Origin of the sequence: Pseudomonas sp. ANT_H4, assembly GCF_008369295.1 — a bacterium.
GTDB lineage: Bacteria > Pseudomonadota > Gammaproteobacteria > Pseudomonadales > Pseudomonadaceae > Aquipseudomonas.
In genome coordinates, this window is record NZ_VOBG01000003.1 from 36,290 (window position 1) to 62,320 (window position 26,031).

Consider the following 26,031-nt stretch of genomic DNA (forward strand, 5'->3'; position numbering starts at 1 on the left):
ACCTCTTAGGTCAGGGCGCCGGTACGATGCTTGGGTGACTTGGCCGTCGTTTCGGGCTCATCAATATCAAGGTGGACGATCCCTTGCTCCGACATGAGGGCACCGCCGTCTTGGAATTTGGCGATGGTCATGGTTTCACCTTCGATTCAATCGAGGCCATAAAGGCCGCGTCAGTTCTTACCAGGCCTTCATTCGCCTGTTGGACGAAGGACCGCTCAGGGATAGCGTCGAGAGTCGAGCCGAGGCGCTCAGCGGCAGCCTTAATCCAACTGCAAATTTCATTCATGAAGCCGGTGCGCTGGCCTTGTAACGACGCAGCCTCGTCTTCGGTTGAGGGCTTCTTCGCGTCCATCGCCACGAGTATCGAACTGAGAATTCCCGATGCGTTGTGGATTTCGTCGCTGCGGTGATCCCTGACGTACTTGAGATACACCAAAGCCATTGCGCGACCGGCGTCAATACCGCCGAAGTGGCCGCCCAACATTGGCACATCCCAGAAGGATTGCCGCCCATGGTCCTTACCAACGAAAGGCAGCCGATCCCATGCCCACTTACCTTCCGGCTTCGACCGAAGGCCGATCTGCTTACTTTTGGGCAGTGGGCGCCTTGATTTCGGGATAGAGGTCTTCATGCTGGTGTGCCTCCCAACAAGTCAACCAACTCAATCAGCTCGTGCTGGGCCTGGTCAGAAAGGAGGTGGACCGCCTCATGGATGCTCATCTCGTTTTCAGCATCAAGCTGGGCTGGCGCATGACCTGTTGCCTCGGTCTTAAAGCAGTCGTTATCCATGAGGATGACTGCAAGGCCGCGAATGACGCGCAGGTGGGCATCGATGTTGTTGTAGAGCTCGCGAGAACGAGTCATGGCTTCACCTCCGAATCCCGCGCCACGTTTTCGGATTGCGCGTTCTGTGACGCGCACCCACTGAGAGCCTTGCCGATCGCCTCAAAATCTCCGCTGGCGGTGTTGGCACCATCAGCAGCCAGGTTCCACGCAATGTCCACCAGGTTGCGGACGTGCTGGCTCGTGCCATTGTCTGCCAGTGCGGCATACGGCAGGGATTCAAGCTTGCCCAGAACGACCTGTGCGCTGCCTAGATCCTCAAGAGCGTCGTGGGCGATTTCTTGGATGGTGCGGACGGGATTGTTCATTGCGCACCACCAAGCAATATTGCGCACAGTTTGATCTCGGACCGCAGAGAGTGAACGCGGCCGGTGAGTGGATGGCCCGCAGACTTCATCAGTGGAACAACTTCATGGATCAAGATGCTTTCCAGTTGGACGGCAAGACCTACCAGGTCGCGAAACAGTTGTTCACGGCTGGTGCCGACTTCTGGCTGGATCAAATCAGTGGACGTATTCATTGCGTACCCCCGACAGACTCAAGGGAGCGGGCAATGGTCATGTGGTGCGAATAACGCTTGAGGCGGGTTGCGAGGCTGGAGTTTGCGCGGAGGGCGCTCAGGGCCATGCGGCGGTGAGCAAATGCGCGGAGCGCGGACGGATTTAGGGCTGGCATGGGTGTAGCTCCTTTTGCTGAGGAGCTGCCACGGTTCGCCGTCAAACGAATTAGGGTGGCAGCTGTGCGTGGGTTGACGGACCGGGGCAAAAGGAACCCGGCAGACCCGAAGGTCTCCCACGCACAGCCACCATAAACTTGATGTGCGGGCACAAAAAAAGCGCCTGCAATCGTGATGGGGGCGCCTGTGCGCCTTTTGCTAATCGGGCCGTCAAACCCAGCCACGGATTTTGCCATGACTTGGGGCGAACCATACCGATCACTTCCGGCGCGTGCAACCAAAGTTATCGACCGTTCATCGCCGATCATGAGCATAGCCGTCATGGCGTGCGTCCTCCATACCGAGCGGCAGCTTCAGTTGCTCCCTCAAATGGGCGACGTGTGCGTACACGCCCGGCTTGTCATAGCGCCAGTGAGCCAGCCGGCGACCACTGTTGCTGGCTTCCATCTTGCGAGCCTCCAGCGTCTGGCAGGCGTGCCCATAACGCGCTTCGCGGAAGGCCATGATTAGATCGGCCTTAAGCTCCACGACGCGATCAGTGTTGCGAGATAGGGACAGTAGGAAATAGCACTGATCCTCGTTGAGCAGCGCAAACCGTTCCGGCCTGCCGCCAGCAGTACCGGCACCCGGTTTCTCCGTTTCAAACGGAACAACCCCAAACCGCTCAAACTTGCCGATGTATCGCTCGATCAGACCAAGCGTGTTCTTGGCTTTAACGCCCAGTTGTTCGGCCAGTACGCGGCTGTCGGCGCGGGCCTCGCCTTTGGATCGGATCAGGACGATAGCGTTCATGCCGCCACCTTCTGGCGTTGCTTCAAGGGCTTGCACAGCATCAGCAGCACGTTGCGGGCGCGGCGACGTTCGCTGGCTGGCAGGGTGTAGCGCGTCACGGTGCAAGGTTCGCCCCAGTGGTTCGGCACACGCTCGAGCTGGCGCTGAAATTTCAGTCCGTAACCGTTCGCCAAGCTGCTGATGGTCGAATGTAGGCAGTGGTCGCCGAGGCGCTCGGCTTCAAACCGGATCAGGCTGCCGTCATACAGCATGTGCTCCAGCACGCGAGCGATCTTGCTTGGCGCCTTGCTGGCGGGAGCGGGGGTGGTAATATCGCCTTGCGATGGGCTGGTCTGCTGGTAAAGAGGCTGGCTCTTTTTCATTTAGGCCACCTCGCGGCTTTCGGCGATGCGGTCGTTCATCCAACTGTAAATTTCAGCCTCAACCCACACAACGCACTTCGGCCCCAGCATTACTTGCTTCGGGAAGTTGTCGGCGGCGATACGGCGGTAGATCTCGGTACAGGAAAGGCCGGTGATGCCCTCCACGGCCTGGCGCTTGATAAAACGAATTGGCGGATTATCGCCGTGGGCAAGTACGGCTTGCTTGGCTGGTGTAGGGATGTGATGGGTAATGGCTGTCATCGTCTAATCGCTCCAGGGCGGTTTGGGTAATCGACGATGAAAAGGTTGGCAGGGAGTGTGCGCAGTTAAAATTGCTGAGCGGCGCCGGATATTCTGTTAACCGGTCGGATGTGTGATTTATTCTTTTATTTTTCTTTACGAGGACGACCAGGCCGCTTTGCAAACTCCGGGGCAGAACTTGAAATCCACCTGGCTAGCGCCGCATCATTCTTTGGCAAATTCCAATCGGGTTCCGAGTCAGCGAGTCGCCTAATAACGTTAACCATATCCGTGGTTCTATGCTTGGCGTAGTCGGCATGCCGCCATAGTGATGTAGCTCGCTCCTTTACCTGTGCCTGGCACGCCCTGGCTTTTTCGTTTCGCATCTCCACATTGGATAGCTTTCTGGGCTTACTGTCTGGCTTCCTGGTCGCGATCGACGCTGTAGGTAGCTGCGTGCTGGACCGCTCTTTGCGTAGCTGGTCGTTCTCGCGTGTGAGCATTTTTATCGCTTTTTCGGACGCGTCGACTGTAGCCGCAATGGATTTTTCCCTCGCAGTAGACGCCTCCAATTGGATTCGTAGGCGCTCAATTTCGGCGTCTCGCTCGTCGTCTGGACGTATTACCAAGCTCCGCTCTATGCGGATATTTAGTTTGCGAAGTTCGGCGCGTGCGGCTTTCGGGTCTTGGTCCACCAGCGGTTGAATGATCGGGGTTACAGTTGCGCCATGTGAGGCATAGGACCGTAGCTCTATCTCTCGCACCACCTCAGGCTGGCGTGCGGCGTGCTCGCGCTGTTTAAGTAGCCATTCGCGATTGACAGCGACGTGCGACGACTCAATAACCCCAACCTCGGTCTCGATAAGAACCGAAACGAGCCTAGTCACAGCTGTATTCAGATATGAGCCAAGCTGCCCATAAGTGATGGCGAAGCCTGGAATGCTATCTCCGTATTTTGATCCAGTGATGGTTTCGCGGTTGAACTCGGCGTGCGGGTCTACCGAGTTAATGGCCTTCGCGATGGCCTTTAACACTTCTGGGTGGTCGCGCTTTAGCGAGACTATGGCGCGTTCAAGCGGTATGTACTCTCCGGGTTGAAGCATTCACTTGCCCTGTCCGCGCACTTTTGGGTTTGGCCAGACGATTGGCCGCCTGTACTTGAGCAGTGGCTAGATACTCATTGCTGTATGAATATCCAGCGACTGCCATATGTTACCAGCAGGAACCAGATTTACCCAAGTCCGTCTTGTGTGGATAAGTTTTAAGCGGGCCGCCTGATGCTCACCACGTTAGCTCCTGCGCATAGCGCATCTATCGAGTCAGCCCAGGCTTGCATCATTTCCCGGCGCTGCTCGACATAAGCTGCGTGGTTGTAGGTGCCGCGAATTTCGTCGGTATCACCGTGGGCGAGCTGGCGCTCTATCCAATCCTTGTTGTATCCCCGCCCGTTGAGTTCAGTACTCAGCAAGTGGCGGAACCCGTGGCCGGTCTGACGTCCTTCGTAGCCCATGTGGCGAAGCGCTTTGTTAACGGTGTTTTCGCTCATGGGGCGCTGAGGGTTGGCGCCAGCGAAAACGAGCTCATACCGCCCAGTGATCTCTTGGAGCTGGCGCAGGATTGCAACAGCCTGACGGGGCAGCGGGACAACGTGAGGGCGGCGGGCTTTCATGCGTTCGGCTGGAATTGTCCAGGTTGCGCGCTCCAAGTCGAACTCTGCCCAGGGGGCTTGGCGAAGCTCGCCCGGTCGAACGGCCGTTAGCGTCAGCAGGCGGATGGCGTGCCGGGTAAGCGAATGGATATTCGCAGCTTCGCTCTTGGCCAACATTTCAGGGAGCTCAGCAAAGGTGACGTGCGGATGATGGCGGGCAGCTTTCGGTGGTGCTGCTACCACGCTCAGATCCGTAGCTGGGTTGGCGTCAACGACGCCCTTGGCCAGCCCGTACCGAAATATCTGGTGTAGCCATTGACGGATCTTGCCAGCGGCATTGAGCGTGCCTCTTGCCTCTACCTTACGCACCAGCTCTACCAGATCGGGCCGGGTGATCGCTTTTACAGGGCGAGAACCAATACCTGGAACCAAATCATTCTCCAGGTACAGCTTGGCCTTGTAGGTGGTGCTGTCGGCCCAGCGAGGCGCGTTGTAGGCGAACCACTCCCGCGCCAGCGTTTCGAAGGTCAGTCCATCGACCTTCTGTGCTTGTTTGGCGGTTTTCTTCTGCTCTCCGGGGTCGGTGCCTTCAATCAGTAGCTGGCGTGCCCCATCGCGAAGTTGACGAGCTTTCAGCAGGGTGACCGATGGGTATGCGCCAAGCGCCAGCATCTTTGCGCCGCCGTTGAAGCGGTACCGATAGCGCCACAGCTTGGAGCCGGTCGGGGTCACTTCTAGGCATAGGCCGTTGGCGTCGGTCAGCCGATACAGCTTGTCCCTCGGCTTGGCAGTACGGATGGTGGTATCTGAGAGTGGCACGCAGCCTCCTTGCAGGCCGCACCAGGCGGGCGTATTGCCGTCCTAGTGTGAGTAGATTTCTAGACCGAACTGGATCTACTCACGAATCTACTCACATATGTTTGGGCTTACAAGGGAACGGTTGGGAACCGTAGAAAGCAAAAAACCCGCACTAGGCGGGTTTCTTGGGTGCTTTCAGGTGTGCTTGGCATCACCTGAAAACTAAAGGTGGTGCCCAGAGACGGAATCGAACCGCCGACACGGGGATTTTCAATCCCCTGCTCTACCGACTGAGCTATCTGGGCAACGGGGCGCATTAAACTGGTTTTTCAGGGGGTCGTCAAGCAAGTTTTCAAAAAATATTTAATTATTACCGTCGCTTACGGGCCAACCCCCCATTTTGATCACTTATTCAGCAGGTGGTACGTAGCCGTCGGCCTTGGCGTAATCCTCGCCGGAAAAGAACTTGTCCATCTCGCCCTGAAGGTATTTGCGGTCTTCGGCGTTCATCATGTTCAGGCGTTTTTCGTTGATCAGCAGGGTCTGGTGCTTTTGCCAGTCGGCCCAGGCTTTGGCGGAGACGTGATCGTAGATGTCCTGGCCCTTGGCGCCGGGGAACGGGGCGCGTTCCAGGGCGGGCAGTTCTTCGTGGTACTTGCGGCAGATGATGGTGCGGGTCATGACGAAACTCCTGCGTTCAATACTTCAGCCGCGCGCTTCAGCAGTTTTTTCACCGGGGCGGCAAGGCCCAGGCGCGGCGGGGTGGCGAGGTTATACCAGAGCCAGTCGGCCTCGGCCACGTGATGAGCGGATTCCTCGACCTGGACCAGCCAGGGTTCGATAGCCAGTTGGAAGTGGCTGAAGGTGTGGATCAAGCTCGGCAGCTCCTGGTGCCTGCCCAGTGCCAGCGAGTGCTGGTTGGCCAGGTGTTCCAGGTCGCTCAGGTCATCGAGCTCCGGCAAGCTCCAGAGGCCGCCCCACAAGCCCGTGGAAGGGCGGCGGTAAAGCAGGATCGCGCCTTCGCCGTTGGCCAGCAGCGGCATCAGTGTGCGCTTTTGTGGCACGGTCTTGCGCGGCTTGGGGATCGGGTAGCGTGTCTCTAGGCCCAGCATGTGGGCTTCGCAGCCTTTTTCCAGCGGGCACAGTAGGCAACTGGGTTTACTGCGGGTGCAGAGGGTGGCACCCATGTCCATCATCGCCTGGGTGTAGGCGTTGACGCGGTCGTGAGGGGTGAAGCGCTCGGCGGTGGCCCACAGCTGCTTGGCGACCTTGGGCTCGCCTGGGTAGCCCTCCTGGGCAGTAAAGCGCGCCAGCACCCGCTTGACGTTGCCATCCAGGATTGGCGCCCGCAGGCCCATGCTCAGGCTGGCAATGGCACCTGCGGTGGACAGGCCGATACCTGGCAGCTCGATGAGTTTCTCGACATTCTTGGGAAACTCGCCGCCGTATTCGGCAACCACGATTTTCGCGGTCTTTTGCAGGTTACGGGCCCGGGTGTAGTAACCCAGCCCTGTCCACAGGTGCAGTACTTCGTCTTCCGGCGCGGCGGCCAGGGCTTCGACCGTTGGCAGCGATGCCATGAACCGGTCGAAGTAGTTCAGTACGGTGCTGACCTGGGTCTGCTGCAGCATGATTTCCGAGACCCACACCCGGTAAGGGGTGATGCCCTGTTGCCAGGGCAAGTCATGGCGACCGTGGCGGTCGTACCAATCCAGCACCGCGGTGGAAAATTGCTCGGTTCTCATCGATTGAACAGGCCTTTCAGAGCGTCTTTGAGCTTCGGGTTGACCTTGTCGAGCTTCTCTTCAAGCTTTTCGCTGAGCTTGTTGCCCGCCGCCTTGACGGCGACCTGGCCCAGGCCGTCCTTGTCCAGACGGCAGGCCTTGGCGCCCAGTTCCAGCGGGCCACGGCAGCGCAACGGAACTTCGATGCCTTGGAAGTTGGAACCCACCTGGCAGGCCGGGTCCGGCATGTCGCGCTTGTCGCCTTCGACGATGATGCCGACGCGGTAATCCATGCCCAGCACCCGCAGGTCGACGTCACCGTTGCCGTTGACGGTCATGCCAGGGATGCGCACTTTCAGGTCCGGGTTGCTGGCGACGCCGTTACGGAATGTCAGGTTGCCCTTGAGCTCCTGGAATGGCGTGTCCTTGCCCCGTGGCTCGCTGGTGAGGGTTTTGCGGTTGAGCAGGGCAATGCCGGTGCACAGCTGTTGCTCAAGGTTTGCGTTAAGCAGCACGCCATTGTTGATCACAAAGCTGGCGGTGCCGTTGAGGCTGTCGATCAGCGCTTTCTGGCTGTTGCCGCGACCGCTGAGATTGCTGTCGAGGGTGATCTGGCCCTTGACCGGCGGGTTCTGCCCCTGGCTTTGCAGGATGCGCTCAACCGGTACTTGCTTGATGTGGGTTTGCAGCGCCAGTACCGGCACATCCTCACGCACATCGAGGTTGCCGTTGGCCTGGAAGGTGCCGTTATAGAGGCCACCGCTCAAGGTATCAAGCTTGAGCTGGCCGCCTTGGCCGGAGGCTTTCAGGGCGGCGTTCTGGATCGGCAGTTTGCTCAGGGTCAGTTGGCCGAACGACAGGTCGGCATCCACGTCCAGGGTGCGCAGGCGGGTCAGCGGCAGCAGCTTGTCTGTGCTCCAGGCGCCCTTGGTCGGGGCGTCCGGCAGCGGCGTGGTGCCGCCGGCGGCCATGGCGCCCGCTTCACTGCTCTGCACTTCAGCCTGGCGAGCGACCGCTGCGCTGTTGGCAGCCTCGGACTTGGCCGGTAGATAGTTGTCGGCGTTGAAGGTGTCGGCCTTGAGTTGTACCCGCAGGGATTGCTTGGTGAAATCGTCCACGGCTACGCGACCGGTGAAGGTGCTGGCGTCGAGTTTCAGGTTCAGGTCTTCCAGGGCCATGCTGGTAGGCGTGCCCTTGAGGCGGCTGACCAGCTCGACCTTGCTCAGGCTGCCCTCGGCCATGGCTGGCAGGGGTTGGCCGACGCTGTCGAGGAACTTCGCCAGGTCAAACTGGGCAACCGACAGGGCGCCGCTGATCTGTGGGGTCTTGTCCAGGTCGTTGACCTTCAGTTCGCCAAGGGCGCGCAGTTGGTTAACCGAGAACTTGAGGTTGGTCCATTCGGCAATGTTGGCCGACATGTCCACCAGCAACTGGCCCTGGGTGGCGAAGGTTATGGTCTTGCCTTGCAGCGGCTCGCCGGTGGCTTCGCCTGCGACTTTCATGTCTTCGAACTGATAGCGCTTGAGGGCGCGATCAAAGCGCAGTGCGCCGCTGAGTTCGCTCTTGACCCGCATGACCGGCTGGTTGCTGCCGAAAAACGCGGTGAGCTTGACCGGGATGCTGGTGCCTTCATGCACTGCGCCGGTGCTCAGCTGGATACTTTCGGCGCTGTACTGCCTGCCGGTTTGTTCGTCGTTGTATTCGATGCGGGCGTTGTTGACCGTCAGGCTGTCGATGTCCAGGCGGACCGGTTGCGCCGGTTTTTCCGGGGTTGGCGCAGTAGCCGGCACCGCAGCAGTTGGCGCTTCGGTGCTGGCGGCAGGTGCGGCCTTGCCGATGTCTTCCCAGTTGCCGTGGCCCTGCTTGTCGCGGTTGAGGCGCAGGTTCAGGCCTTCGACACGCACATCGCTCATCTGCACTTCGCGGCGCAGCAGCGGCAGCACCCGCACCGACAGGCCGAGCATCTGCAGGTCGGCGAACGGTTGGGTCGGGTTGCTCAGGGTCGCAACGCTGGCCTCGTGCAATTCAAGGCCCAGCCATGGGAACAGGCTCCAGCCGATATCGCCATTGAGCGTCAGCTCGATGTGGGCCTTGTCGCGGGCAATCTGGCGAATCTCGTCTTTGTAGTCGTTGGGATCGAAGAGATGGGTCAGGGCAAAGCCTAGAGCCACAATGATCAGCAACAGCCCGAGAAGTACCAGACCCAGGATTTTGCCGAACGCTTTCATGGGCGAGTCCTTGTATGTCGATTTCAAAATTTAGCCGCAGAGTATAACGCCCGCAGGCCCGCGACTGTGCACGGATCGTTACATTGTATCTAGAGGCCCCTGCTGATCCCCGTGGGCACGGTAAAACGGAATCCTGGCGTCAGAAAAAACAGATAGACCAAAAAAGGTGATGTCAGTTTGGTTTTTCTGTCATCCACAGATGCTAATCTGCGCGCGTTCGTCCGCCTTCTGCGACTTAACGTCGCGCTTCAATGGAGCTTCACTCAACAAAACGGCCACGCTTTGCGTGCAAGGCCGAGGGAGAGAGCGCCTGACGGACACATACTAATAACTGGGGGAAACACCAATGAGCACTAGCACTGCGGCAGGTCATATTGCCGTACAGCCTGCTTTCCTGTCCAAGGAACGCATTATCGCCAAGCCGGGGTTCAACCGCTGGCTGGTACCACCGGCCGCCCTGGCCATCCATTTGTGCATCGGTATGGCCTATGGCTTCTCGGTGTTTTGGTTGCCGCTGTCCAAAGCCCTGGGCGTCACCGCGCCGGTCGCTTGTACGCCGGACATGAGTTTTATCGCGCAAATTTTCTCTTCCCAGTGTGACTGGCCCATCTCCATGTTGGGCTGGATCTACACCCTGTTCTTCATCTTCCTGGGCTGCTCGGCAGCGATCTGGGGCGGCTGGCTGGAACATGCCGGGCCGCGCAAGGCTGGCGTCGTGTCGGCGCTGTGCTGGTGTGGCGGTCTGCTGATCTCAGCGTTGGGGATCTATACCCACCAGATATGGCTGATGTGGATCGGCTCCGGGGTCATTGGCGGTATCGGCCTGGGCCTGGGCTACATCTCGCCCGTTTCGACCCTGATCAAGTGGTTCCCGGACAAGCGCGGCATGGCCACCGGGATGGCGATCATGGGCTTCGGCGGCGGCGCGATGGTGGGTGCTCCGTTGGCGGCAGCCCTGATGGGCCACTTCGGTTCGCCGACCGGCGTTGGCGTTTGGCAGAGCTTTCTGGTGATGGCTGCGATCTATTTCGTGTTCATGATCGGTGGCGCCTTGTCCTACCGCGTTCCGCCCACCGGCTGGAAGCCTGAAGGCTGGACGGCACCTGCGAAAAAAGCCAGCAATTCGATGATCACCCACCGTCACGTGCACGTGAACGTGGCCTGGAAAACTCCGCAATTTCGTCTGGTGTGGCTGGTGCTGTGCCTGAACGTGTCCGCTGGCATCGGCATCCTTGGCATGGCTTCGCCGCTGCTGCAGGAAGTGTTTGGTGGCAAGTTGCTGGGTAATGACCTGGCGTTCGGCCAACTGGATGCAGGGCAACTGGCTTCCATTGCTGCCATCGCTGCCGGTTTCACGGGTCTGCTGAGCCTGTTCAACATCGGTGGCCGGTTCTTCTGGGCGTCGTTCTCCGACTACCTGGGCCGTAAAAATACCTACTTCGTGTTCTTCGCCCTGGGCTTTGCCCTGTATGCATTGATCCCGAACCTGGGCCATCTGGGCAACGTGGCACTGTTCGTCGCGGCGTTCTGCATCATCCTGTCGATGTACGGCGGCGGTTTCGCTACCGTCCCGGCCTACCTGGCGGACCTGTTCGGTACGCAAATGGTCGGCGCGATCCATGGCCGTCTGCTGACGGCGTGGGCGGCGGCGGGCGTGTTGGGCCCGGTGCTGGTCAACTACCTGCGTGAGTATCAGTTGAGCATCGGCGTGGAGCGCGCTGCAGCCTATGACATCACCTTGTACATCCTCGCCGGCCTGCTGGTGTTGGGCTTTGTCTGCAACATGCTGGTACGTCCGGTGGCAGACAAGTACTTCATGACCGACGCTGAACTGACCGCCGAACAGGCACTGGGCCATGACAAGGGCGCCGATTCCAGCACAGTGCTGGAATGGAAAGCCTCTTCAGGCAGCGTGCCGTTGGCTGTGGCTGCCTGGCTCGCGGTAGGTATTCCGTTGGCGTGGGGTGTTTGGGTGACCCTGCAGAAGACGGCGGTACTGTTCCACTAAGCAGAACGTCAAGCGGGCGCACCATCCTGGAGCGCCCGCTTGTACTGACATGTCTATCCCCGACACCCTTCGCTTCAACTCGTCAGTCTTATCCCCTCCGATGTTTCTGTTTAGCGCTCGCGCCCCTATAATGGCTGCCTTTTTCGCCCAATGATTTTGCGGAGCTGGTGATGGCCGAACGTAAGGCGTCAGTCGAGCGCGACACTCTGGAAACCCAGATCAAAGCCTCGATCAACCTGGATGGCACCGGAAAGGCCCGATTTGATATCGGTGTTCCTTTTCTTGAGCACATGCTGGACCAGATCGCCCGTCACGGGCTGATCGACCTGGATATCGTAAGCAAGGGCGACCTGCATATCGACGACCACCACACCGTGGAGGATGTCGGTATCACCCTGGGTCAGGCCTTCAGCAAAGCCATCGGCGACAAGAAAGGCATCCGTCGCTACGGTCACGCCTATGTGCCGCTGGATGAAGCGCTGTCGCGGGTGGTTATCGACTTCTCCGGCCGCCCAGGCCTGCAGATGCACGTACCGTATACCCGCGCCACCGTCGGCGGTTTTGACGTTGACCTGTTCCAGGAATTTTTCCAGGGCTTCGTCAACCACGCCAACGTCAGCCTGCACATCGATAACCTGCGTGGCACCAACACCCACCACCAGATCGAGACCGTGTTCAAGGCCTTCGGTCGTGCCCTGCGCATGGCTGTGGAACTGGATGAGCGCATGGCTGGGCAAATGCCGTCGACCAAGGGCGTCCTGTAATGCAGACGGTCGCGGTTATCGATTACGGCATGGGTAACCTGCACTCGGTGGCCAAGGCTCTTGAGCACGTAGGCGCTGGCAAGGTGTTGATCACCAGCGATGCCGAGGTGATTCGCGAAGCCGACCGGGTGGTGTTTCCCGGTGTCGGCGCAATTCGCGACTGCATGGCCGAGATTCGCCGCCTGGGCTTCGACGCCCTGGTGCGCGAAGTCAGCCAGGACCGTCCGTTCCTTGGCATCTGCGTGGGCATGCAAGCCTTGCTCGACAGCAGTGAAGAGAACAACGGCGTCGACTGCATCGGCCTGTTCCCTGGGCAGGTGAAGTTCTTCGGCAAAGACCTGCATGAAGACGGCGAGCATCTGAAAGTCCCGCACATGGGCTGGAATGAAGTTCGCCAGACCGTGGATCACCCGCTGTGGCACAACGTCCCTGACCTTGCGCGCTTCTACTTCGTCCACAGCTACTACATCGCCGCCGGTAACCCGCGCCAGGTGGTAGGTGGCGGACACTACGGCGTCGACTTCGCCGCGGCCCTGGCCGATGGGTCGCGCTTTGCGGTGCAGTTCCACCCGGAGAAGAGCCATACCCATGGCCTGCAGTTGCTGCAGAACTTCGCTGCCTGGGACGGGCGCTGGTAATGGCCAAGAAGGCCAAGCCGCCGATCCTCAACCTCACTCCCCAGCAGGAGAGTGAGGCCACGGACAAGATCAAACGTTTCATGGAGGAGCGCTTCGAGCTCAAGCTCGGCTCGTTCGAGGTGGCGGAAGTCCTCGAACTGTTCACCACTGAAATTGCTCCGCACTATTACAACAGGGCGATTTTCGATGTGCAGACGCACCTTAAAGAAAGGTTCGAAAGCATCGAAAGCGACTTGTGGGCGCTCGAAAAACCCTGATTTTCCGAGCAATGCTGAATATCGAATAAGGTTTGCCAGATGCTGATTATTCCCGCTATCGATCTCAAGGACGGCGCCTGCGTACGTCTGCGCCAGGGCCGCATGGAAGATTCCACGGTGTTCTCCGATGACCCGGTGAGCATGGCTGCCAAGTGGGTGGAAGGTGGTTGCCGCCGTCTGCACCTGGTGGACTTGAACGGCGCCTTCGAAGGCCGCCCGGTCAACGGCGAAGTGGTCACTGCCATCGCCAAGCGCTACCCGAACCTGCCGATCCAGATCGGTGGCGGTATCCGCTCCCTGGAAACCATCGAGCATTATGTGAAAGCGGGCGTCAGCTACGTGATCATCGGCACCAAGGCCGTGAAAGACCCGGCGTTTGTCGCTGAGGCTTGCCGCGCGTTCCCGGGCAAGATCATTGTCGGCCTGGACGCCAAGGACGGCTTTGTCGCCACCGACGGCTGGGCTGAAATCAGCACTGTACAGGTCATTGACCTGGCCAAGCGCTTTGAAGCCGACGGCGTGTCTGCCATCGTTTATACCGACATCGCCAAAGACGGCATGATGCAGGGCTGCAACGTGCCGTTTACCGCCGCGTTGGCCGCAGCAACGAAGATCCCGGTGATCGCTTCCGGCGGTATCCACAACCTGGGCGATATCAAGTCGCTGCTGGACGCCAAAGCGCCAGGAATTATCGGCGCTATCACGGGCCGCGCGATTTATGAGGGCACGCTGGATGTGGCCGAAGCCCAAGCCTTTTGTGATGGCTACGCGGTCAGCTCCAAGTCGTAAGCTGCAAGCTGCAAGTAAAAGAAAATCTGCTTCTACTTGCAGCTTGTAGTTTGAAGCTTGCAACTCTTATCGGAGATAAGCCCATGGCGCTGGCCAAACGCATCATCCCTTGCCTGGACGTCGACAACGGTCGAGTGGTCAAGGGCGTCAAGTTCGAGAACATCCGTGACGCCGGCGACCCGGTGGAAATCGCCCGTCGCTACGACGAACAGGGCGCCGACGAGATTACCTTTCTCGACATCACCGCCAGCGTCGATGGTCGCGACACTACGCTGCATACCGTCGAGCGCATGGCCAGCCAGGTGTTTATCCCGCTGACTGTCGGCGGCGGTGTGCGCACCGTGCAGGACATCCGCAACTTGCTCAACGCGGGTGCCGACAAGGTCTCGATCAACACTGCAGCGGTGTTCAATCCGGAGTTTGTCGGCGAAGCGGCGCAGCACTTTGGCTCGCAATGTATCGTCGTTGCTATCGACGCCAAAAAAGTCTCAGGCCCTGGCGAACCCCCGCGCTGGGAAATCTTCACACACGGCGGTCGCAAACCTACCGGGCTGGACGCGGTGGAGTGGGCGATGAAGATGGAAGCCCTGGGCGCCGGTGAAATCCTGCTGACCAGCATGGACCAGGACGGCATGAAAAACGGCTTCGACCTGGGTGTGACCCGCGCCATCAGTGATGCCCTGGGCATTCCGGTGATCGCGTCGGGCGGTGTCGGTAACCTGCAGCACCTGGCCGACGGCGTTATCGAAGGCCACGCCAGTGCGGTACTGGCGGCGAGTATTTTCCACTTTGGCGAATACACGGTGCCCGAGGCCAAGGCCTACATGGCCGCACGCGGCATCGTCGTTCGCTAAACGTCACTGGACACCATGGCAGGCTCGCGGCACTCTTGGGCTTGCCATGGATTTCGGTAACTCTTCATGTTCAAAGACCTTCTTCTTGCCCTTGCCAGCATCTCGATTTTGTTGGCAGGTTCGGCCCAAGCCGCAGAGCGGCCTGACGCCTCCCTGGTGCTGCTGACGGAAAATTTCCCGCCCTACAACATGGCGAAAAACGGCAAGAACTTCGCCAAGGACGAGAACATCGAAGGTATTGCCGTGGACATCGTCCGCGAGACCTTCAAGCGTGCCGGTATTCCCTACAACCTGACCCTGCGCTTCCCTTGGGAGCGAATCTACAAGCTCGCCCTGGAAAAACCGGGTTACGGTGTGTTTGTGATGGCGCGCCTGCCGGATCGCGAAGCGTTGTTCAAGTGGGTTGGCCCCATCGGCCCAGACGATTGGGTGCTGCTGGCCAAGGCCGACAGCAAGATTCAGCTGACAGACCTTGAGCAGGCCCGGCGCTACAGAATCGGCGCTTACAAGGGCGATGCCATTGCCCAGACCTTGGAAAAACAGGGGCTCAAACCGGTGATTGTGCTGCGTGACCAGGACAACGCGCAAAAACTGCGCGATGGCCAGATCGACCTGTGGGCCACCGGCGACCCGGCCGGACGTTACCTGGCGCGGCAGGTCGGCATTACCGGGCTCAAGACCGTGCTGCGCTTCAACAGTGCCGAGCTATTTCTGGCACTGAATAAGGACGTGTCTGATGAGGTGGTGGCCAAGTTGCAGGTAGCGCTTGATCAGCTCCGCAAGGACGGCGTGGTGGACGAGATCATGGCGCGGTATCTCTAGCGGTAAGCCCCATTCTTCCCGTGCCCGGCCATGGCCTTATTACTGCGCACACTGATCATCAATTTTATATCAATCCACTCGATGCCCTGGGCCTTGAGCTTGGGCAGTTCGCGCTCAAGCACCGCCAGGGTTTGCGGGTAGGGGTGGCCGATCATTACCGCCGAGCCCTGTTTATGAGCCAGCTTGATGGCGGTCTGCAGTTGCGTAGTAATCGCCGCTTCGGTGCGCTCGTCATCAAGGAATACGTCCCGCGAAACGCTGGCCAGGCCGATCTTCTGCGCCTCGGCGGCGGCCACGGTCTTGGCACTGGTGCGGCTGTCGACGAAAAATTTTTGACGGCGCTGCAACTCACCCATTAGCCAGGCCATGGCTTCAGGTTGCGCGGTCATGCGGCTGCCCATGTGGTTGTTGATGCCGGCGGTGTAGGGCACGGCCTTGAAGGCAGCGTCCAGGCGCTTGCCCAGTTCTTCGATGGGCAACTCCGGATGCCAGGCGAAGGGACCGGTGGCGGGGTCCATGGGCATGTGCAGGATGACGATCTTGCCGGCACGGTGGGCTTCGCGGGCGAATTCGGCGGCATGGGGTGTATCGGGCATGATCGCCGTGGTAACCGGGCCGGGCAGCGCCAGCACGCGCCTATCCCGCGGCAGGTTCTGGCCCAGGTCGTCGATGATCAAGGTCAGGTAGGCTTTGTGGGGGGAGGGTGTAACGCTGGCAGGGTTGCCTTGGGCAACCCCCACACAGCACAGCAGAGCGATGATCAGTCCACAGCGCATATCAACGGCTGCGGGTGATGCTCAAGCCCTTGAGCAGGCTCAAGGCCTGGGCCAACTGGTAGTCATCGTCCTGTGGCATCGGCTTGGCTTTGGTACCGCTGCCGGTTGGCTGGTCGGCACCGCCGTTGCCATTGCCCAGGTGACCCTGCAAGTCGGCTTCCTTGAAGTACTCGCTGTCCTGCTCGTTGGTGATCTTGGCCCTGCGCACTTCGATGTCCGGCACGATGCCCTGGGCCTGGATCGAGCGCCCGTTCGGCGTGTAGTACAGCGCCGTGGTGATCTTTAGTGCGCGCTCGTTGTTCAGCGGCAGCACGGTTTGTACCGAACCCTTGCCAAAGCTGGTGGTGCCCATCAGTACGCCGCGTTTCTGGTCTTGCAGGGCGCCGGCGACGATTTCCGAAGCCGAGGCACTGCCGCCGTTGATCAGCACCACCATTGGCACGCCTTCGCTCAGGTCGTTGCCGGTGGCCGAGAAGCGCAGTTCGGAGTTGGCGATACGGCCCTTGGTGTAGACGATCAGGCCCTTGGTGATGAAGTGGTCGACCACTTCCACTGCCGACTGCAGCACGCCGCCTGGATTGTTGCGCAGGTCGAGGACGATGCCGCTGAGTTTCTTGCCGTTGTCCTTGCGCATCTTCGCCAGGGCCGTGGCCACTTCGTCGCCGGTCTTGACTTGGAACTGGGTGATGCGGATGTAACCGTAACCCGATTCCAGCAACTGGCTCTTCACGCTCTTGACCGTGATGGTCGCCCGCGCCAGGGTCACGTCAAACGGGGTGCCGCCGTCGCGCACCAGGGTCAGGGTGATTTTCTGGCCGATCTTGCCACGCATTTTGTCGACGGCTTCGGTCATGGTCTGGCCACGGGTCGGCTGGCCGTTGATCTTGACGATCAGGTCGCCGGCCTGGATTCCGGCCTTGGAAGCGGGAGTATCGTCGATGGGCGAGACCACCTTGATGACGCCGTCCTCGGCGCCCACTTCAATCCCCAGGCCACCGAATTCGCCGCTGGTGCTTTCCTGCAACTCGGCAAAGTCTTCCGGGCCCAGGTAGGCGGAGTGCGGGTCGAGGTTGCTGAGCATGCCCTTGATGGCATTTTCCAGCAGGGTCTTGTCGTCCACGGGTTCGACGTAGGCTGCCTTGATCCGGTCCATGACCTCGGCAAAGGTGCGCAATTCGTCCAGCGGCAACGGTGCCTTGGTGGTCGCGGCCGTGGCTGTCTGAGCGGTCTGGTCGGCGAATGCCAAAGGCGCGCCGATCACCAGAGCGATCGTCAGGGCCAGCGAAGTGAGGCGGGACAAATGCAGCATGTCGAACGAACTCCTAATGTAGGTACGGCCCTTATCCTTGGGCGCGACACCATTGTGCAGGGTCGCTCGGGCGACCCTGCTGACGAATAGCGAAGTACAGCGCCGGGGTATCCTGGCCACCACTGTTACCGACAGTGGAGATGGATTCACCGGCTTTTACAACATCACCTGCCGCTTTGAGCAAAGTCTGATTGTGGCCGTAAAGGCTCAAATAGCCATTGCCGTGGTCAAGAATCACCAGCAAACCGGCGCCGCGCAGCCAATCGGCAAACACCACGCGGCCACCGTGAACGGCGTGCACCTGGCTGCCGGCGGAGGCACTGATCATCACGCCATCCCACTTGGTGCGGGTGTCATCGCCACGGGTTTGACCAAAGCGTGCAAGCAATCGACCATCAACTGGCCATGGAAGTTTGCCGCGAGCTGAAGCAAAAGGTCCGCCAAAGGATTCGCCTGCGCTGGAAACCAGTGGGCCAGGGGCTGCGCGCGCCGGTTTACGCGGGGCGTCGGTGGCGACCGCCTCGGCCTCACGCTGGCGCTTTTTTTCTGCTTCCTGCTGGGCGATCAGCGCTTTTTGCCGCGCCTCTTCAGCCTCACGAGCCTGGCGTGCCAGGGTTTCCTCGATGGTTTTCAGTACTTTACCCAGGTCGGCCTGGTCTTGCTGACGGGCCTGTAGCTTGGCATCGCGGGCCTTCACGTCATTGTTGAGCTTGGCCAGCGCCTGCTGGCGCTCCTTGCGGACCTTGTCCAGCTCATCGCGCTGGGTGTCGAGGCTGCTTTTCTGCTCCAGCAATTGCGTCTGTTGCTGGGCGATTTCCTGCTCGACATTGGCCAGCTGGCGCAGGGTCTCGTTGAAGCTTTGCAACTGCTCCAGGCGGGCCTTGCTCAGATAGTCATAGTAAGTGAGGGTGCGGGCGAATTTTTCCGGGTTTTGCTGGTTGAGCAGCATCTTGAGGTATTCCTGGCGGCCGTTCTGGTAGGCGGCGCGGGCCTGGATCGCGATCAGGTGTTGCTGTTCAACGCGGGCGCTCTGGAGTTTTTTTTTCTCACCGTCGAGCCGCTCCAGTTCCGACTCGCTCTTCTTTAGTTCTTTTTGCAACTCCTGGACCTGCTTCTCCAGGTTGCCCATCTCTGTTTCCGTACCGCGCAGGTCTTTCTGCACGCCGGATTTTTCTTCCTGGAGTTTGCCGAGGAGTTTCTTCAGCTCAGTAATGTCCTGACGCGTGGCGTCCAACTGTTGTTGGGTTTGCGCGCGCTCGTCGGCAAAGGCCGGTTGGAGCAGGCAGGCAAGAGCAAGGGTAATCAAGGCGCGAAGCATAGAGGCGGGCGACACCAGGGAAAGGGACGGCCTAGTATGCCCGCCAAGCGCTGCAAAAAAAACGCCTCAAAGCCAACTGCTTTGAGGCGTTCGTCATAAAAAGCCGTTTATGGCGGTTTCATCGGTCGGTTTTGCGGTTAAACCAATATCGAAGTGCCAGTCATCTCTTTCGGCTTCTCCAACCCCATCAACATCAGCATGGTCGGTGCCACGTCTGCCAACACGCCGCCTTCACGTACTTTCAGGTCGCGCTTGCCGACGTAGATGAACGGTACTGGCTCGGTGGTGTGGGCGGTATGTGCCTGGCCGGTGGATTCGTCGGACATTTGCTCGCAGTTGCCGTGGTCGGCGGTGATCAGCGCTTCGCCGCCGACTTTTTCCAGGGCCTCGACGATGCGACCCACGCACAGGTCCAGGCATTCCACTGCTTTGACTGCCGCTTCCAGGTTGCCGCTGTGGCCGACCATATCGCCGTTGGCGTAGTTGACGACGATCACGTCATAACGCTGGTGCTCGATGGCATCGACGATCTTGTCGGTGACTTCTGGTGCGCTCATTTCCGGCTGCAAGTCGTAGGTGGCGACTTTTGGCGACGGGATCAGGATGCGTTCTTCGCCCGGGAACGGTTCTTCGCGACCGCCGGAGAAGAAGAAGGTCACGTGGGCGTATTTCTCGGTTTCGGCGATACGCAGTTGGGTCTTGCCGTTTTTTGCCAGGTAATCACCCAGCACGTTCTCCAGGCTGCCTGGGGCAAAAGCCGACGGGGCCGGGATGTTGGCGGCGTATTGGGTCAGCATGACAAAGTGGGCTTTTGGCTGACGGGCGCGCTCGAAGTCCTTGAAGTGCTCATCGACAAACACATGGCTCAGCTCGCGGGCGCGGTCGGCGCGGAAGTTCATGAACACTACGGCGTCGCCGTCTTCCACTTTGACCGGCTCACCGATGGTGGTGGCCTTGACGAACTCGTCGCTCTCGCCACGGGCATAGGCGGCTTCCAGGCCTTCCTGGGCGGTGGCGGCGTTGAACTCGGCGTTGCCGTCGACAATCAGGTTGTAAGCCTGGGAGACGCGATCCCAGCGGTTATCACGGTCCATGGCAAAGTAACGGCCTACCAGGCTGGCAATACGGCCCTTGCCGAGGGTCTTGAAGGCTTCGTCCAGCAGTTCGATGGACGATTGCGCGCTTTTCGGTGGGGTATCGCGGCCGTCGAGGAAGGCGTGCAGGTAGATATTTTCGGCGCCGCGCTTGAAGGCTAGTTCGGCCATGGCGATGAGGTGGTCCTGATGACTGTGTACGCCACCGTCCGACAGCAGGCCCATGAAATGCACGGCTTTACCGGCAGCGACGGCTTTATCCACCGCTGCGCAGATGGTCGGGTTCTCGAAGAACTCACCGTCGCGGATGGATTTGGTCACTCGGGTGAAGTCCTGGTATACCACTCGTCCGGCGCCCAGGTTCATATGGCCGACTTCCGAATTGCCCATTTGACCGTCCGGCAGGCCTACATCCATGCCCGAACCCGAGATCAGGCCGTTCGGCACCGTGGCGCTTAGACGGTCCAGTACAGGCTTTTTGGCCGAGTACACGGCGTTGTCGTGGTGGCTTTCACTGTGTCCGAAGCCATCGAGAATTATCAGGACCAAAGGTTTAGGCGTGGTAGTCATAGATCCTCTCGCGGCGGTATTAAAGGAAGGCAATTGAAAAGGGAGTGGCAGTTTAAAGCGAAGTTCCGGTGGCGTCACCGCTTTACGGGGGTTGGCCGGCCATGGTGGCTGTGTATACTTACCGCCATTTTAACGCCCTGGAACCTCCTTGATGGTTGATCACCTGATTGCATTCGCCACTTCCCACTATTTGCTCGTCGGTGCCTTCGTCATATTGCTGGCGCTGCTGATCGCTCACGAAATGAGCCGCGGTGGCCGCAGCCTCAGTACTGCTGAGCTGACCGCGCTGGTCAACAAGGATGAGGGCGTTGTGGTCGACATTCGTCCGGCCAAGGATTTCGCCGCCGGTCACATTGTTGGCGCGCTGAACATTCCCCAGGACAAGCTGATTGCACGCCTCGGCGAACTGCAAAAGCACAAGGACAAGACCATCATCCTGGTCGACGCCCAGGGCCAGCACTCCGGTGGTCACGCCCGCGAGATGCTGAAATCCGGTCTCACCGCCGCCAAGCTGTCGGGCGGTATCTCCAGTTGGCGCGCCGATAACCTGCCATTGGTGAAGTGATATGAGCCAGGTTGTCGTGTATTCCAGCGATTGGTGCCCTTACTGCATGCGGGCCAAGGCCTTGCTGGAAAAGAAGGGCGTTGCCTTCGAAGAGATCAAGGTCGATGGCAAGCCACAGGTGCGCGCCGAAATGGTCCAGAAAGCGGGACGCACGTCCGTGCCGCAAATCTGGATCGGCGCCCGGCACATCGGTGGATGCGACGACCTGTTCGCCCTGGAGAGCGCTGGTAAATTGGATGCGCTGCTTCACGTCTGACTCCTAAACCCTAAAAGACCCCAAGATCAAGAAGGATCTGTGATGACTGACCAACAGAACACCGAAGCGGCAGCAGAAGAGGCTCAAGGCCCACAATTTTCCCTGCAGCGCATCTACGTGCGTGACTTGTCGTTCGAAGCGCCAAAAAGCCCGGCGATCTTCCGCCAGGAGTGGACGCCAAGCGTCGGCCTGGATCTGAACACCCGTCAAAAGGCACTGGAAGGCGACTTCCACGAAGTCGTACTGACCCTGTCGGTCACCGTCAAGAATGGCGAAGAAGTAGCCTTCATCGCTGAAGTGCAACAGGCCGGTATCTTCCTGATCCAGGGTCTGGACGAAGCATCCATGAGCCACACCCTGGGCGCGTTCTGCCCGAACATCCTGTTCCCGTATGCCCGAGAAACCCTGGACAGCCTGGTCACCCGTGGCTCGTTCCCGGCGTTGATGCTGGCTCCGGTGAACTTCGATGCCCTGTATGCGCAAGAGCTGCAGCGCATGCAACAGGAAGGCTCGCCGACGGTTCAGTAATACGTCGATGCAGCCAAAAAAAGCGCCGTTGCCGGCGCTTTTTTTATTTGAAGCCCAACTGCCGCCAACCTTCGTAGACGGCGATGGCTACGGTGTTGGACAGGTTCAGGCTGCGGCAGCCTTCGCGCATCGGCAGACGCAGGCGATGGCCATCGGGCAGGGCGTCGAGCACGTCCGCCGGCAGGCCCCGGCTTTCCGGGCCGAACAGGAAGGCATCGCCTTCGGCAAAGCTGGCATCATGAAATGGCCGCGAGCCCTTGGTGGTGAAGGCGAACAGTCGCGGATGGTTCAGGCTTTCCAGGCAGCTGGCGAGGTCTGCGTGGCGTTGCAGGGTGGCGTACTCGTGGTAGTCCAGGCCCGCCCGACGCAGGCGCTTGTCGTCCATGTCAAAGCCCAAGGGTTCGATCAAATGCAGGTGGCAGCCACTGTTGGCGCACAGCCTGATAACGTTGCCGGTATTCGGCGGAATTTCTGGTTGAAAAAGGATGACGTGAAACATGCACGGCTCCGAAGGCAAAGATGCGCTGCATTCTACCCCTGAAGAAGATCCCAGGCCGAAGCTATTGCCACGGGTTTTGGGTTCGTTGGCGATTGTCGGGTTGATGGTGGGTTTGATGATTGGTCGTTTGACCACTGCGGACCCTGTTGAGCTGCAACAGGTGGAGCCGACGGCCGATGGTCTGCTGGTATGGTTCAACAGCGAACCCAAGCTCCATGGCGAACACATTGATGGCACCGTGGCGCTGTTGTTCGACGCGCTGGGCAAGGCTCAGGGCGGACAACTGAAGGTCAGCGACAAGGATGTGAACTGGCGGGTACGCAAGACCGACGGTGGCTTGCTGCTGAACCTGGTGGCGGCTCGGCCATTGCGCGGTGAATGGTCGGGAGAGAAGGTCGATGGCCGCTGGCGGCTCAAGATCCATCTCCAGGAGCAATAAAAGAGGGAATCCCCGGCCTGCCTGTACCAAGGTTCCCAAAACGGGCTGGGGCTACGGGCGAGTCGCCTCATAAGCCCCGGGTGTAAAGAAGGGAGTTCCCGGCCTGCCTGTACCAGGGCTCCCAAAACGGTTTGAAGCGCGACGCGGATCGCATCAAGCACCCCGGATGTAAAGAAGGGGATTCTCGGCCTGCCTGTACCAAGGTCCCCGAAACTGGGTAGTGATAGAGGTATTGCAGGGGGCGTGCCAACGTTGTTCAGGTGTGCCAAAAAAACTCAGCAAGAAGCGAAAAGCCCCGGGTTACGGGGCTTTTGCGTTTTCAGCGCTTAAGAGTTTTTAAGCAGTGCAGGCGTTTAACGCCTGGGGTTTGTGCGCGGTGCTGGATCGTGGTGCATTGAAGCGGTGCACGTTTTGATCGCGGGCAAGCCCGGCTCCACACTGGATCTTCGGTGTGTTGGAGGGCGCAAATCAGCCCTCGTCGCCCTCGTCATCATCCCCGCCATCGACCTTCATCCCCAGCTCCTTGATCTTGCGGGTCAAGGTATTGCGGCCCCAACCCAGCAATACGGCGGCGTCGCGACGGCGGCCGGCAGTATGCTTGAGGGCGGTTTCGATCATGATCCGCTCAAAGGCCGGCACGGCACTGTCCAGCAGGTTCGACTGGCCGCGTGCCAGCGCCTGGTCAGCCCATTGGCGCAGCGCCTGCTCCCAGTTGGTCACGGGTGCTGAATCCTGCGGTAGGCTCAGCAGTTCCGGCGGCAGGTCGCTGATGTGCACTTCGCGCCCGGACGCCATCACCGTGATCCAGCGGCAGGTGTTTTCCAGCTGACGCACGTTGCCCGGCCATGGCAGGTTCTTCAGGTATTCCTCGGTTTCGGTCTTCAGCAGCTTCGGTTCGACTGCCAGCTCCTGCGCGGCGCGGGCGAGGAAGTGGCGGGCCAGGGTCGGGATGTCTTCGCGGCGGTCCGACATCCGTGGGATATGGATGCGGATCACGTTGAGGCGGTGGAACAAGTCTTCACGGAATTTCCCGGCCTGCACCAGGGCTTCCAGGTTTTGGTGAGTCGCGGCGATGATCCGCACATCGACCTTGACCGGCGTATGCCCGCCGACCCGATAGAACTCGCCGTCCGCCAATACTCGCAGCAAGCGGGTCTGGGTATCGGCCGGCATGTCGCCGATTTCATCGAGAAACAGCGTGCCGCCATCCGCCTGTTCAAAACGGCCACGACGCAGGTTGGCCGCACCTGTGAACGCGCCTTTTTCATGGCCGAACAGCTCGGACTCCATCAAGTCCTTCGGGATCGCCGCCATGTTCAAGGCGATGAACGGCGAAGCCGCCCGTGGGCTGTGCCGGTGCAGGGCGTGGGCCACCAGTTCTTTACCGGTACCGGACTCGCCGTTGATCAGCACGGTGATGTTGGAATGGCTCAAGCGCCCGATGGCGCGAAACACTTCCTGCATTGCCGGCGCTTCACCGATGATTTCCGGGGTGCGGGTCAGGGTTGGCACAACCTCTTGGCCTTGCTGTTCCTGGGCGTGCTGGTTGGCGCGCTTGACCAGCGCGACGGCTTCGTCGACGTCAAACGGCTTGGGCAGGTATTCAAAGGCGCCGCCCTGATAGGAGGCGACAGCGCTGTCCAGGTCCGAATGCGCGGTCATGATGATCACCGGCAAGCGCGGGTGCTGCTCGCGAATTCGCGCCAGCAAGTCCAGGCCACTGGCGCCGGGCATGCGGATGTCGGAGATGATCACGTCGGGCTGTTGGCGGACCAGGCGGCTCATCACCCCGTCGGCGCTGTCGAAGCTCTGGGTGGTCATGCCTTCCTGTTGCAAGGCTTTCTCAAGGACCCAGCGGATGGAGCGGTCGTCATCGACGATCCAGACAGTTTCACTACGGCTCATGTCGATGGGGCTCCTTGTTCCAGTGGCAGGAAGATCGAGAACGTGGTGTGGCCAGGATGGCTTTCACATTCGATCAGGCCCTGGTGCTGGCTGATGATGTTCTGGGTAATGGCCAGGCCCAGCCCGGTACCGTCCGGGCGGCCGCTGACCATGGGGAAGAAGATGGTTTCCTGCAATTGGGCAGGAATGCCTGGACCGTTGTCGATGATCTCGACCTTGGTCACCAGGCGATGGCGCACATGGCCGATGGTGAACTGGCGCAGGGCGCGGGTGCGCAGGCTGATGCGGCCCAGGCGCAGCTCGTTCTGGCTGCTGATGGCCTGCATGGCGTTGCGCACGATATTGAGCACCGCCTGGATCATCTGTTCGCGGTCGATCAAGACGTCGGGAATACTCGGGTCATAGTCGCGCACCAAGGTGATGCAGCCCTGGCTTTCAGCTTCTACCAGATGGCAGACGCGCTCCAGCACTTCATGGACGTTGGTCATCGCAAGCGACGGTAGCTTGTTGGAGCCGAGCATGCGGTCCACCAGGTTACGCAGACGGTCAGCCTCTTCGATGATGACGTTGGTGTAGTCCTTGAGGCTCTCGTCCGGCAGCTCACGGGCCAGCAACTGGGCGGCCCCGCGAATCCCGCCCAGTGGGTTTTTGATCTCATGGGCCAGGCCGCGCACCAGCATTTTGCTGGTTTCCTGCTTGGACAGTTGCGCCTCCTCCTTGGTGATCCGCAGCAGGCGGTCACGAGGATGGACTTCCAGCAGCAGCAAGGTAGTGCCGTTGCTCAGGATGGGTGTAACCGCGTAGTCGACCGTCAGGGTCTGGCCGGTGAGGGCGGTGAGCATCGCTTCGCGTTTGGTGAACGGGTGCGCCTGCTCCACGGCCTGACGCAAGGAACTCAGGGCCTCAGCCGACTCAGTGAACAATTCGCTGATGAACTGCCCATGGCTGCGCTGACCGCTGATGGCCAGCAGCATCTCTGCCGCGGGGTTCATGTACTCAAGACGCAGTTCGTCGTTGAGCAGGATGGTCGCGGTGGTCAGGTTGTCGAGTAGCAAACGGTGCAGTGCGTCGCTGATGGTCATTAGGACCTCTTTTGGAGCAAGGCGCAGGCTTGAGGCATGCGCTGATACAAGGAAAATGCAAAAACCAAACCAAGGCTCCGAAAAGAAGCGTTAAAGCCCTGAAATAAGGGTTTAAGGCGCGAAACTGTAGCGTTCTGCCAACCTAGGCGGGAAGTTTCGAACCAAAATGGGCTGGTCATGTGGGAAGAGTGCAGGGCATCGCACCAATATAGTGCGATTTTGTGAGGGCTGCATGAGGTGTCTACGG

General features: G+C 59.8%; 31 protein-coding genes and 1 tRNA gene. 11 read left to right on the forward strand and 21 right to left on the reverse strand.

Annotated elements, in window-relative coordinates; all coding sequences use genetic code 11:
* Positions 1-5: 5 nt before the first annotated feature.
* The 14 genes from FQ182_RS30155 to FQ182_RS04820 all read right to left on the reverse strand — a co-directional run bounded on the left by FQ182_RS30155 (position 6) and on the right by FQ182_RS04820 (position 9,311).
* The gene (locus FQ182_RS30155; protein ID WP_256666128.1) at positions 6-131 is read right to left on the reverse strand and encodes a hypothetical protein; all 126 of its coding nucleotides are present in this window, start codon (positions 129-131) and stop codon (positions 6-8) included.
* Positions 128-631, reverse strand: a complete 504-nt coding sequence (locus FQ182_RS04760) for a hypothetical protein (protein WP_149411328.1) — start codon at positions 629-631, stop codon at positions 128-130. The genes FQ182_RS30155 and FQ182_RS04760 overlap by 4 nt, the downstream gene beginning before the upstream one ends.
* Positions 628-864: a hypothetical protein gene (locus tag FQ182_RS04765; RefSeq protein ID WP_149411327.1), complete on the reverse strand. Its 237-nt coding sequence runs from the start codon at positions 862-864 to the stop codon at positions 628-630. Before FQ182_RS04765 ends, FQ182_RS04760 begins: the two co-directional genes overlap by 4 nt.
* Complete coding sequence (locus tag FQ182_RS04770) at positions 861-1,151, reverse strand: hypothetical protein (protein ID WP_149411326.1); 291 nt, start codon at positions 1,149-1,151, stop codon at positions 861-863. Before FQ182_RS04770 ends, FQ182_RS04765 begins: the two co-directional genes overlap by 4 nt.
* Positions 1,148-1,363 (reverse strand): hypothetical protein, encoded by a 216-nt coding sequence (locus FQ182_RS04775; protein WP_149411325.1) that lies wholly within the window; start codon positions 1,361-1,363, stop codon positions 1,148-1,150. The genes FQ182_RS04770 and FQ182_RS04775 overlap by 4 nt, the downstream gene beginning before the upstream one ends.
* A 450-nt stretch (positions 1,364-1,813) precedes the next feature.
* Positions 1,814-2,311, reverse strand: coding sequence for a Rha family transcriptional regulator (locus FQ182_RS04780; protein WP_149411324.1), 498 nt, complete (start codon positions 2,309-2,311; stop codon positions 1,814-1,816).
* Positions 2,308-2,673: a hypothetical protein gene (locus tag FQ182_RS04785; protein WP_069550819.1), complete on the reverse strand. Its 366-nt coding sequence runs from the start codon at positions 2,671-2,673 to the stop codon at positions 2,308-2,310. The genes FQ182_RS04780 and FQ182_RS04785 overlap by 4 nt, the downstream gene beginning before the upstream one ends.
* Positions 2,674-2,934 carry an AlpA family transcriptional regulator gene (locus FQ182_RS04790; protein WP_149411323.1) on the reverse strand — a complete coding sequence of 87 codons (261 nt, stop codon included), beginning with the start codon at positions 2,932-2,934 and terminating at the stop codon, positions 2,674-2,676.
* Between the two features lie 125 nt (positions 2,935-3,059).
* The gene (locus FQ182_RS04795) at positions 3,060-4,016 is read right to left on the reverse strand and encodes a hypothetical protein (protein ID WP_149411322.1); all 957 of its coding nucleotides are present in this window, start codon (positions 4,014-4,016) and stop codon (positions 3,060-3,062) included.
* Between the two features lie 158 nt (positions 4,017-4,174).
* Complete coding sequence (locus FQ182_RS04800; protein WP_149411321.1) at positions 4,175-5,380, reverse strand: integrase arm-type DNA-binding domain-containing protein; 1,206 nt, start codon at positions 5,378-5,380, stop codon at positions 4,175-4,177.
* A 208-nt stretch (positions 5,381-5,588) separates the two neighbouring features.
* A tRNA-Phe gene (locus tag FQ182_RS04805) sits at positions 5,589-5,664 on the reverse strand.
* 103 nt (positions 5,665-5,767) lie between these two features.
* Entirely contained in the window at positions 5,768-6,040 is a 273-nt protein-coding gene (locus tag FQ182_RS04810; RefSeq protein ID WP_133101244.1) for an oxidative damage protection protein, read from the reverse strand.
* The gene (mutY, locus tag FQ182_RS04815) at positions 6,037-7,104 is read right to left on the reverse strand and encodes an A/G-specific adenine glycosylase (RefSeq protein WP_149411320.1); all 1,068 of its coding nucleotides are present in this window, start codon (positions 7,102-7,104) and stop codon (positions 6,037-6,039) included. The genes FQ182_RS04810 and mutY overlap by 4 nt, the downstream gene beginning before the upstream one ends.
* Positions 7,101-9,311, reverse strand: coding sequence for an AsmA family protein (locus tag FQ182_RS04820; protein WP_149411319.1), 2,211 nt, complete (start codon positions 9,309-9,311; stop codon positions 7,101-7,103). Before FQ182_RS04820 ends, mutY begins: the two co-directional genes overlap by 4 nt.
* 346 nt (positions 9,312-9,657) lie before the next feature.
* Here FQ182_RS04820 and FQ182_RS04825 point away from each other — a divergent pair, with 346 nt between their 5' ends.
* From FQ182_RS04825 to FQ182_RS04855, 7 genes are all read left to right on the forward strand, one after another.
* Positions 9,658-11,319, forward strand: a complete 1,662-nt coding sequence (locus tag FQ182_RS04825) for an OFA family MFS transporter (RefSeq protein ID WP_149411318.1) — start codon at positions 9,658-9,660, stop codon at positions 11,317-11,319.
* A 170-nt stretch (positions 11,320-11,489) separates the two neighbouring features.
* Positions 11,490-12,083 carry an imidazoleglycerol-phosphate dehydratase HisB gene (gene hisB, locus FQ182_RS04830; protein WP_133101248.1) on the forward strand — a complete coding sequence of 198 codons (594 nt, stop codon included), beginning with the start codon at positions 11,490-11,492 and terminating at the stop codon, positions 12,081-12,083.
* On the forward strand, positions 12,083-12,721 hold the full coding sequence (hisH, locus tag FQ182_RS04835; protein WP_133101249.1) for an imidazole glycerol phosphate synthase subunit HisH: 639 nt from the start codon (positions 12,083-12,085) through the stop codon (positions 12,719-12,721). The genes hisB and hisH overlap by 1 nt, the downstream gene beginning before the upstream one ends.
* On the forward strand, positions 12,721-12,978 hold the full coding sequence (locus FQ182_RS04840; protein WP_149411317.1) for a DUF2164 domain-containing protein: 258 nt from the start codon (positions 12,721-12,723) through the stop codon (positions 12,976-12,978). Before hisH ends, FQ182_RS04840 begins: the two co-directional genes overlap by 1 nt.
* Before the next feature lie 39 nt (positions 12,979-13,017).
* Positions 13,018-13,767 carry a 1-(5-phosphoribosyl)-5-[(5-phosphoribosylamino)methylideneamino]imidazole-4-carboxamide isomerase gene (hisA, locus tag FQ182_RS04845; protein WP_149411316.1) on the forward strand — a complete coding sequence of 250 codons (750 nt, stop codon included), beginning with the start codon at positions 13,018-13,020 and terminating at the stop codon, positions 13,765-13,767.
* 83 nt (positions 13,768-13,850) lie between these two features.
* Positions 13,851-14,621, forward strand: coding sequence for an imidazole glycerol phosphate synthase subunit HisF (gene hisF / locus FQ182_RS04850; RefSeq protein WP_133101251.1), 771 nt, complete (start codon positions 13,851-13,853; stop codon positions 14,619-14,621).
* Between the two features lie 66 nt (positions 14,622-14,687).
* Entirely contained in the window at positions 14,688-15,443 is a 756-nt protein-coding gene (locus tag FQ182_RS04855; RefSeq protein ID WP_149411315.1) for an ABC transporter substrate-binding protein, read from the forward strand.
* On the opposite strand, the gene FQ182_RS04860 is transcribed toward FQ182_RS04855, so the two are convergent.
* The 4 genes from FQ182_RS04860 to gpmI form a co-directional block, all read right to left on the reverse strand.
* Complete coding sequence (locus tag FQ182_RS04860) at positions 15,440-16,219, reverse strand: divergent polysaccharide deacetylase family protein (RefSeq protein ID WP_149411314.1); 780 nt, start codon at positions 16,217-16,219, stop codon at positions 15,440-15,442. The genes FQ182_RS04855 and FQ182_RS04860 overlap by 4 nt on opposite strands.
* 1 nt (position 16,220) lies before the next feature.
* Positions 16,221-17,528: a S41 family peptidase gene (locus FQ182_RS04865; RefSeq protein WP_149411313.1), complete on the reverse strand. Its 1,308-nt coding sequence runs from the start codon at positions 17,526-17,528 to the stop codon at positions 16,221-16,223.
* Positions 17,529-17,559: 31 nt separating this feature from the next.
* Positions 17,560-18,846, reverse strand: a complete 1,287-nt coding sequence (locus FQ182_RS04870) for a murein hydrolase activator EnvC (RefSeq protein ID WP_149411312.1) — start codon at positions 18,844-18,846, stop codon at positions 17,560-17,562.
* A 137-nt stretch (positions 18,847-18,983) separates the two neighbouring features.
* Complete coding sequence (gene gpmI / locus FQ182_RS04875) at positions 18,984-20,510, reverse strand: 2,3-bisphosphoglycerate-independent phosphoglycerate mutase (RefSeq protein ID WP_149411311.1); 1,527 nt, start codon at positions 20,508-20,510, stop codon at positions 18,984-18,986.
* A 151-nt stretch (positions 20,511-20,661) separates the two neighbouring features.
* Here gpmI and FQ182_RS04880 point away from each other — a divergent pair, with 151 nt between their 5' ends.
* The 3 genes from FQ182_RS04880 to secB are packed head-to-tail and all read left to right on the forward strand — an operon-like array spanning position 20,662 to position 21,859.
* Entirely contained in the window at positions 20,662-21,075 is a 414-nt protein-coding gene (locus FQ182_RS04880; protein ID WP_149411310.1) for a rhodanese-like domain-containing protein, read from the forward strand.
* A 1-nt stretch (position 21,076) separates the two neighbouring features.
* Complete coding sequence (gene grxC / locus FQ182_RS04885; RefSeq protein ID WP_133101258.1) at positions 21,077-21,331, forward strand: glutaredoxin 3; 255 nt, start codon at positions 21,077-21,079, stop codon at positions 21,329-21,331.
* A gap of 42 nt (positions 21,332-21,373) precedes the next feature.
* Positions 21,374-21,859, forward strand: a complete 486-nt coding sequence (secB, locus tag FQ182_RS04890) for a protein-export chaperone SecB (protein WP_133101259.1) — start codon at positions 21,374-21,376, stop codon at positions 21,857-21,859.
* Between the two features lie 43 nt (positions 21,860-21,902).
* On the opposite strand, the gene FQ182_RS04895 is transcribed toward secB, so the two are convergent.
* A complete protein-coding gene (locus FQ182_RS04895; protein ID WP_149411309.1) occupies positions 21,903-22,358 on the reverse strand; it encodes a tRNA (cytidine(34)-2'-O)-methyltransferase in 456 nt (151 codons plus the stop codon).
* Here FQ182_RS04895 and FQ182_RS04900 point away from each other — a divergent pair.
* Positions 22,357-22,797: a hypothetical protein gene (locus FQ182_RS04900; RefSeq protein WP_149411308.1), complete on the forward strand. Its 441-nt coding sequence runs from the start codon at positions 22,357-22,359 to the stop codon at positions 22,795-22,797. The genes FQ182_RS04895 and FQ182_RS04900 overlap by 2 nt on opposite strands.
* Positions 22,798-23,265: 468 nt before the next feature.
* Here FQ182_RS04900 and ntrC read toward each other — a convergent pair whose 3' ends face one another.
* Positions 23,266-24,702 carry a nitrogen regulation protein NR(I) gene (gene ntrC / locus FQ182_RS04910; protein ID WP_149411307.1) on the reverse strand — a complete coding sequence of 479 codons (1,437 nt, stop codon included), beginning with the start codon at positions 24,700-24,702 and terminating at the stop codon, positions 23,266-23,268.
* Positions 24,699-25,784 carry a nitrogen regulation protein NR(II) gene (gene glnL / locus FQ182_RS04915; protein WP_149411306.1) on the reverse strand — a complete coding sequence of 362 codons (1,086 nt, stop codon included), beginning with the start codon at positions 25,782-25,784 and terminating at the stop codon, positions 24,699-24,701. Before glnL ends, ntrC begins: the two co-directional genes overlap by 4 nt.
* Positions 25,785-26,031: the final 247 nt, after the last annotated feature.

What these genes read in the sequence shown, in the direction of transcription:
- FQ182_RS30155 (WP_256666128.1), bottom strand. Translation starts at nt 131, where the DNA reads ATGACCATCGCCAAATTCCAAGACGGCGGTGCCCTCATGTCGGAGCAA.
- FQ182_RS04760 (WP_149411328.1), bottom strand. Translation starts at nt 631, where the DNA reads ATGAAGACCTCTATCCCGAAATCAAGGCGCCCACTGCCCAAAAGTAAG.
- FQ182_RS04765 (WP_149411327.1), bottom strand. Translation starts at nt 864, where the DNA reads ATGACTCGTTCTCGCGAGCTCTACAACAACATCGATGCCCACCTGCGC.
- FQ182_RS04770 (WP_149411326.1), bottom strand. Translation starts at nt 1,151, where the DNA reads ATGAACAATCCCGTCCGCACCATCCAAGAAATCGCCCACGACGCTCTT.
- FQ182_RS04775 (WP_149411325.1), bottom strand. Translation starts at nt 1,363, where the DNA reads ATGAATACGTCCACTGATTTGATCCAGCCAGAAGTCGGCACCAGCCGT.
- FQ182_RS04780 (WP_149411324.1), bottom strand. Translation starts at nt 2,311, where the DNA reads ATGAACGCTATCGTCCTGATCCGATCCAAAGGCGAGGCCCGCGCCGAC.
- FQ182_RS04785 (WP_069550819.1), bottom strand. Translation starts at nt 2,673, where the DNA reads ATGAAAAAGAGCCAGCCTCTTTACCAGCAGACCAGCCCATCGCAAGGC.
- FQ182_RS04790 (WP_149411323.1), bottom strand. Translation starts at nt 2,934, where the DNA reads ATGACAGCCATTACCCATCACATCCCTACACCAGCCAAGCAAGCCGTA.
- FQ182_RS04795 (WP_149411322.1), bottom strand. Translation starts at nt 4,016, where the DNA reads ATGCTTCAACCCGGAGAGTACATACCGCTTGAACGCGCCATAGTCTCG.
- FQ182_RS04810 (WP_133101244.1), bottom strand. Translation starts at nt 6,040, where the DNA reads ATGACCCGCACCATCATCTGCCGCAAGTACCACGAAGAACTGCCCGCC.
- mutY (WP_149411320.1), bottom strand. Translation starts at nt 7,104, where the DNA reads ATGAGAACCGAGCAATTTTCCACCGCGGTGCTGGATTGGTACGACCGC.
- FQ182_RS04820 (WP_149411319.1), bottom strand. Translation starts at nt 9,311, where the DNA reads ATGAAAGCGTTCGGCAAAATCCTGGGTCTGGTACTTCTCGGGCTGTTG.
- FQ182_RS04825 (WP_149411318.1), top strand. Translation starts at nt 9,658, where the DNA reads ATGAGCACTAGCACTGCGGCAGGTCATATTGCCGTACAGCCTGCTTTC.
- hisB (WP_133101248.1), top strand. Translation starts at nt 11,490, where the DNA reads ATGGCCGAACGTAAGGCGTCAGTCGAGCGCGACACTCTGGAAACCCAG.
- hisH (WP_133101249.1), top strand. Translation starts at nt 12,083, where the DNA reads ATGCAGACGGTCGCGGTTATCGATTACGGCATGGGTAACCTGCACTCG.
- FQ182_RS04840 (WP_149411317.1), top strand. Translation starts at nt 12,721, where the DNA reads ATGGCCAAGAAGGCCAAGCCGCCGATCCTCAACCTCACTCCCCAGCAG.
- hisA (WP_149411316.1), top strand. Translation starts at nt 13,018, where the DNA reads ATGCTGATTATTCCCGCTATCGATCTCAAGGACGGCGCCTGCGTACGT.
- hisF (WP_133101251.1), top strand. Translation starts at nt 13,851, where the DNA reads ATGGCGCTGGCCAAACGCATCATCCCTTGCCTGGACGTCGACAACGGT.
- FQ182_RS04855 (WP_149411315.1), top strand. Translation starts at nt 14,688, where the DNA reads ATGTTCAAAGACCTTCTTCTTGCCCTTGCCAGCATCTCGATTTTGTTG.
- FQ182_RS04860 (WP_149411314.1), bottom strand. Translation starts at nt 16,219, where the DNA reads ATGCGCTGTGGACTGATCATCGCTCTGCTGTGCTGTGTGGGGGTTGCC.
- FQ182_RS04865 (WP_149411313.1), bottom strand. Translation starts at nt 17,528, where the DNA reads ATGCTGCATTTGTCCCGCCTCACTTCGCTGGCCCTGACGATCGCTCTG.
- FQ182_RS04870 (WP_149411312.1), bottom strand. Translation starts at nt 18,846, where the DNA reads ATGCTTCGCGCCTTGATTACCCTTGCTCTTGCCTGCCTGCTCCAACCG.
- gpmI (WP_149411311.1), bottom strand. Translation starts at nt 20,510, where the DNA reads ATGACTACCACGCCTAAACCTTTGGTCCTGATAATTCTCGATGGCTTC.
- FQ182_RS04880 (WP_149411310.1), top strand. Translation starts at nt 20,662, where the DNA reads ATGGTTGATCACCTGATTGCATTCGCCACTTCCCACTATTTGCTCGTC.
- grxC (WP_133101258.1), top strand. Translation starts at nt 21,077, where the DNA reads ATGAGCCAGGTTGTCGTGTATTCCAGCGATTGGTGCCCTTACTGCATG.
- secB (WP_133101259.1), top strand. Translation starts at nt 21,374, where the DNA reads ATGACTGACCAACAGAACACCGAAGCGGCAGCAGAAGAGGCTCAAGGC.
- FQ182_RS04900 (WP_149411308.1), top strand. Translation starts at nt 22,357, where the DNA reads ATGCACGGCTCCGAAGGCAAAGATGCGCTGCATTCTACCCCTGAAGAA.
- FQ182_RS04895 (WP_149411309.1), bottom strand. Translation starts at nt 22,358, where the DNA reads ATGTTTCACGTCATCCTTTTTCAACCAGAAATTCCGCCGAATACCGGC.
- ntrC (WP_149411307.1), bottom strand. Translation starts at nt 24,702, where the DNA reads ATGAGCCGTAGTGAAACTGTCTGGATCGTCGATGACGACCGCTCCATC.
- glnL (WP_149411306.1), bottom strand. Translation starts at nt 25,784, where the DNA reads ATGACCATCAGCGACGCACTGCACCGTTTGCTACTCGACAACCTGACC.